This is a genomic window from Porcipelethomonas sp. (assembly GCF_051893655.1).
GTDB lineage: Bacteria > Bacillota > Clostridia > Oscillospirales > Ruminococcaceae > Porcipelethomonas.
Map to the genome: position 1 here is coordinate 1 of NZ_JBJFHN010000140.1, position 6,039 is coordinate 6,039.

Consider the following 6,039-nt stretch of genomic DNA (forward strand, 5'->3'; position numbering starts at 1 on the left):
CATTTATGATTATGCTGTAATAACTGGTTGTAATGAATCAGCGGTATCTGTTGATATCCCGGCTGAAATTGACGGACTGCCCGTTACTGAAATTGACTGGTTTGCATTTGCTGATTGCACCAATTTAAAAAATGTTACTATACCTGACAGTGTTACCCGCATAGGATACGAAGCATTCAGAGATTGTTCATCTCTTGAATCTGTTTCAATACCAGACAGTGTTACAAGCATTGGCGGAGAAGCGTTTGCAGGTTCAGGCTTGAAATCGATTGTCATACCGGACACTGTTACTGATATATCAGGCGGAACATTTTATAATTGTTCTGATCTTGAAAGTGTAGTTTTACCTGAGGGAATGACATCTGTTCCAACGTTTAATTATGGATTTTTTGAAGACTGTGAGTCTTTGACTTCTGTAAATATACCAGACAGCGTAACTGTAATATATGATAGAGCATTCTATGGATGTTCAAGCCTTACTGGTTTAGTTATTCCTGATAACGTAACGTCAATAGGAAGAGAGGCTTTCAGCGGCTGTTCAAACCTTACTGAACTGAATGTCCCTGAAAATGTAACAGATATTGGTTATCATGCATTTTATGGAACACCATGGCTTGAAAATATAACAGATGAGTATGTAGTATTGGGCGGAGGAGTATTCTATCAGTACAATGGAAATGAAGACAAAATAGTTCTTCCTGATAATGTCAAGTATCTGTCAGAAAATGCATTTGATGTATATACTGCAACATTCAGTGAAATTACACTGTCAGATAATGTTGAAAGCATAGATTTAAGTTTGTTTACTGAATGGGAAAGAAGTGCTGTAGTTAATTTAGGAAAGAATACAAAGGAAGTCAGCTTCTGGTATGATTCTAAAGGAAACTTTTACAATGTAAAGGCAGTTAATGCACCTGAGGACAGCTTATATTTTTCTTCTGATGACGGTATTCTTTATAATAAGGATAAAACAAAATTAGTATATTATCCGATATCAAAAAATGATCTTACAGAATATACTATTCCGGATACAGTAAAAGAAATCGGAAGCGGAGCATTCTTCCTTTCAAATTTAAGTAAAATTACGCTTCCGGAAAATCTGAGAAAAATCGGAGAAATGGCGTTTTATTGTTCAGGCATTGATTTCGGAACACTGGAAATTCCTGACGGAGTAACATTAATAAAAGACAGTGCTTTCAGCGGATGTAATGTATTAAAAGTAATAGTTCCGGAATCGGTAATATATATAGAAGGAAATGCTTTTGCTTTTTGCTCTGATCTTACTGAAATAATATTCAAAAACCCTGAATGTGAAATTTATGACTGGTACTATACTATTTCTAATGGGGATAATGAAAACGGAAAACCATATTTTTCCGGAACGATTTATGGTTATGAAAACTCAACAGCTCAGGAATATGCTGAGAAATATGGTATAACCTTTGCTTTACTTGAAGATGATCCAGAAATAACTACTGTTCCAGTGACAACATCGGTTACAACTGAAACAACAGTTAAAATTACATCGAATGTGACAGCTGAAACATCTGATACTGATTCAGAGACGACAACTGAACCAGTATCAACAGTAACAAACATCAGTACAGTGCAAACTGCGGCAGTAACATCTGGATCAATTTCAACTGCTCAGACAGCTGAAACGTCTGATACTGATTCAAAAACTACAGCAGAAATATCAAAATCTTCTGGCACTACAGTATCTACTGAAATTTCTGATGATGTTTCATCAGCAAATACAACGTCTGTAACTGAATCCTCTGAAACAACACCGGCTGTAACTGAAACAACATCGGACGATACTGTTACTCTTTCCAAAACAAAGCTCGATATGTCAGTTGGTGACAAAATTCTTTTAAAGCTTAACGGATACAGTGGTGAAACCGCATGGGTTTCAAGCAATGATAATGTTGCTATAGTTGATTCAAATGGATGCGTTGAAGCAATTGGAGAGGGTACTGCAACTATATTTGTAACATATGGTGAAAAGGGTGAAAAAAATTTGTCCTGTTCTGTAACAGTTGAAGGCGGAGAAGTTAAAATACTGGGTGATGCCAACGGTGACGGTGTAATGAATGTCAGAGATGCTGCATTTATCGCAAAAATGCTTGCCCAGGGAAAAAACAGTGAATTGCCTATGACTGCTGATTATAATGGTGACGGAGTTGTGAATGTAAGAGATGCTGCATCAATTGCAAGAACACTTGCAAACACATTAAAGCAGACAAACGATTAATTTAAAATTTATTTTCACACGAAATGTGTACGGTTATATGTACATATGACAATGAGAACAAGTCTTATATAAACCTCTGATACAAAAAATCAGAGGTTTATTCTTTTATCAGGGGCGGATCATATACCTTTTTTTCTGTAATTGTTGAAATTGCTTTGAATTTTTGATATAATAATAAGAAGAACATTTAAACGGGAACGGTGTAGAAAATGAAAAATTTAAATATTGTTTTGGCAGAACCTCAGATTCCGCAGAATACAGGAAATATTTCCAGAACCTGTGCGGTAACAGGAGCGAAGCTTCACCTTATCCGTCCTTTCGGATTTGAAATTACTGATAAGCATCTGAAAAGAGCTGGTCTGGATTACTGGGATAAGCTTGATATATATTACTATAATGATATAAATGATTTTTTTGCAAAAAATGACGGAGAGTATTTTTTCTTTACTACAAAAGGCAGGAAGGTTTACAGTCAGGTTGATTATCCGAATAATGCATATCTTGTTTTCGGACGGGAAGATAAGGGACTGAATGAGGATCTTCTTTATAATAATCCGGATAAATGCGTCAGAATACCTATGAGGAACAGTTTAAGAAGTCTTAATCTTTCAAATTCGGTAGCTATAGCTGCTTATGAAGTTTTGAGACAGTGGGATTTTCCGGATCTTTCAAGGGAAGGACAGCTTACGAAATATACATGGCAGAAAGAAGGAATATAGATGCAGAAAATTAAAATTTTAACAGATTCTGCAAGTGATATTACAAGGGCAGATGAAAAAAAACTTGGCATTAAGGTAATGAGTCTTCCAGTTGCTGTGGACGGAAATTCGTACAGGGAAAGAATTGATTTTTCAGCTAACGAGTTTTATCAAATGATGGATAATGCAAAAACAGTTCCTGCTGTATCGTCACTTTCAGTTCATGAAATTCTTGATGTATACAAAGAACTTTATAATGAGGGCTGGACAGATGTAATTTATGTTACTGTTTCTTCAACAGGTTCGGATACATATAGAAACGCCTTATCAGCTGCCCAGGAGTTTAAGGGAAAAGTGCAGTCAAAGGACAGGCTGAATATGCGGATTTTCGTGGTGGATTCAAAAAATTACAGCGGTGCTTACGGCTATCCTGTCATGCAGGCAGCTCTGAAAGCACAGAAAGGTGCTACTCCTGATGAACTGCTTGATTTTCTTCATGACTGCTTTGAGAATGCGGAAGCTCATTTTCTTCCGCTGACACTTAAATATGTAAGAAAATCCGGACTTGTAACCTCGGCTTCAGCACTGTTCGGAGAACTTATGAGAATGCGTCCGGTTATCAGAGTTGCCGGAGGAACAACAGGTATTACTGAAAAAATCAGGGGAGAAAAAAATATTATTCCCGGACTTCTGGCAGATGCCGAAAGATCCATGGAGCCGGAAAGTCCTTATCTTGTGGCATGCGGCAGCAACAGAGTGATGGCTGAAACACTTGCAAAGGAAATGACGGACAGGTTTGGTTATCCGCCGGAATATATTGTAAAAATGGGTGCTGCATCAGCGTGTATTACCGGACATGATGCCATCGGATTTGTAATAAGAAGAAAACATAAGTAAAATTTAAAAAAACTATTGCAAAATAGCGGAAAATAGTGTAAAATAAAAATGATGACTGTTAAATTTATAACGGTCTTTATAATGTATTAAATGAAAGGATGCTTATTAAATATGGCAGGTTTAAACAAGGTTTCAGTTGATGACATTAATGTAAAGGGCAAAAAGGTTCTCGTAAGAGTAGATTTTAATGTACCGCTTAAGGACGGCGTTATTACAAATGACAACAGAATCCAGGCAGCTCTTCCGACAATAAAGAAGCTGGTTGCTGACGGCGGTAAGGTTGTTCTTTGTTCGCATCTGGGCAAGCCTAAGAACGGTCCTGAGGACAAGTTCTCACTGGCTCCGGCTGCAAAGCGTCTTGCAGAATTGGTTGACACAAAGGTAACTTTTGCAAAGGACGATACAGTTGTAGGCGAAAATGCTAAAAAGGCTGTTGCTGAAATGAAGGACGGCGAAATCGTTGTTCTTGAAAATACAAGATTCAGAGGCGCTGATGAAACTAAGAACGGCGACAATCTTGCTAAGGAACTGGCTGATCTGGTTGATGATCAGGTATTCGTAATGGATGCTTTTGGTTCAGCTCACAGAGCACATGCTTCAACAGCCGGCGTTACAAAGTTTGTTAAGGAAACAGCAGTAGGCTATCTGATGCAGAAGGAGATCAAGTTCCTCGGCAATGCTGTTGAAGTGCCTGAAAGACCATTTGTTGCAATTCTCGGCGGCGCTAAGGTTGCTGATAAGCTTAACGTTATTTCAAATCTGCTTGAAAAGTGTGATACACTTATTATCGGCGGTGGTATGGCTTATACATTCCTGAAGGCTAAGGGCTATGAGGTTGGTAAGTCACTGGTTGATATGGAAAAGGTTGACTACTGCAAGGAAATGATGGAAAAGGCTGAAAAGCTTGGCAAGAAGCTTCTTCTTCCGGTTGATACTGCTATCACAGCAGCTTTCCCTGATCCTATTGACGCTGAAATCGCAGTTGAATATGTGGATTCTGACAAGATTCCGGCTGACAAGATGGGTCTGGATATCGGTCCTAAGACACAGGAACTGTTTGCTGAAGCTGCAAAGACTGCTAAGACAGTTGTATGGAACGGACCTATGGGCGTATTTGAAAACCCTGTACTCGCTAAAGGTACAATTGCAGTAGCTAAGGCTCTTGCAGAAACAGACGCTACAACAATCATCGGCGGCGGTGATTCCGCAGCAGCAGTTATGCAGCTCGGTTTTGCTGATAAGATGAGCCATATTTCAACAGGCGGCGGTGCTTCACTTGAATATCTTGAAGGTAAGGTACTTCCGGGCGTTGACGTTATTGCTGACAAATAAGATTTAAAAATGGAGAACAGGGGACACCTTGTTCTCCTTGCGTTGTAACATAATTTATAAATCAAAGGAGTTTTTAATATGAACAAGTCAAAAAGAAAGGCAATTATTGCTGGTAACTGGAAAATGAATAAGACAAGACCAGAGGCTAAGGAACTTTTAGATGCTATCAAGCCGCTGGTTGCAAATGCAGAAGGCAAGGTAGAAGTAATCGCATGCGTACCTTTTACAAACCTTGAAACAGCTATAAATACAACAGAAGGTTCAAATGTTAAAATTGGTGCTGAGAATGTTCACTTTGAAAAAAGCGGTGCATTCACAGGTGAAATTTCTGCTGACATGCTGGTTGAACTGGGCGTTGAATATGTTGTAATCGGTCACTCTGAAAGAAGACAGTATTTCGGCGAAACAGACGAAACAGTTAACAAGAGAACAAAGGCTGCTCTTGCAGCAGGCTTAAAGCCAATTGTTTGTGTAGGCGAACTTCTCTGGGAACGTGAATGCAATATTACAGAAGAAGTTATTGCACGTCAGATAAAGCTTGATCTTTTTGACGTTTCTGCTGAAGATGTTAAGAAGACTGTTATTGCTTATGAGCCAGTATGGGCTATCGGTACAGGCAAGACTGCTACTGCTGATCAGGCTGAGGAAGTTTGCGGATTTATCCGTGCAACTCTTGCAAAGATTTATGATCAGGCAACAGCTGATGCTGTTACAATTCAGTACGGCGGATCAATGAACGCTAAAAACTGTGCTGAACTGCTTGCAAAGCCAAATGTAGACGGCGGTCTTATCGGAGGTGCTTCACTTAAGGCTAAGGATTTCAATGTTATCGTTCAGGCTGCTGTTGAGGGTTAATAG

The 6,039-nt window shown here is 38.9% G+C and carries 5 protein-coding genes; all 5 read left to right on the plus strand.

Annotation, left to right across the window (positions count from 1 at the left end; all coding sequences use genetic code 11):
• On the plus strand, positions 1-2,254 hold a 2,254-nt coding region (locus ACI4WO_RS08630), incomplete at its 5' end, for a leucine-rich repeat protein (RefSeq protein WP_439807156.1).
• Positions 2,255-2,463: 209 nt separating this feature from the next.
• Positions 2,464-2,973, plus strand: a complete 510-nt coding sequence (locus tag ACI4WO_RS08635; protein ID WP_439807157.1) for a tRNA (cytidine(34)-2'-O)-methyltransferase — start codon at positions 2,464-2,466, stop codon at positions 2,971-2,973.
• Positions 2,974-3,849: a DegV family protein gene (locus tag ACI4WO_RS08640; protein WP_439807158.1), complete on the plus strand. Its 876-nt coding sequence runs from the start codon at positions 2,974-2,976 to the stop codon at positions 3,847-3,849.
• 111 nt (positions 3,850-3,960) lie between these two features.
• Positions 3,961-5,181 carry a phosphoglycerate kinase gene (locus ACI4WO_RS08645; protein WP_439807159.1) on the plus strand — a complete coding sequence of 407 codons (1,221 nt, stop codon included), beginning with the start codon at positions 3,961-3,963 and terminating at the stop codon, positions 5,179-5,181.
• 78 nt (positions 5,182-5,259) lie between these two features.
• Positions 5,260-6,036 (plus strand): triose-phosphate isomerase, encoded by a 777-nt coding sequence (gene tpiA, locus ACI4WO_RS08650; RefSeq protein WP_439807160.1) that lies wholly within the window; start codon positions 5,260-5,262, stop codon positions 6,034-6,036.
• The last annotated feature ends 3 nt before the right edge of the window (positions 6,037-6,039 follow it).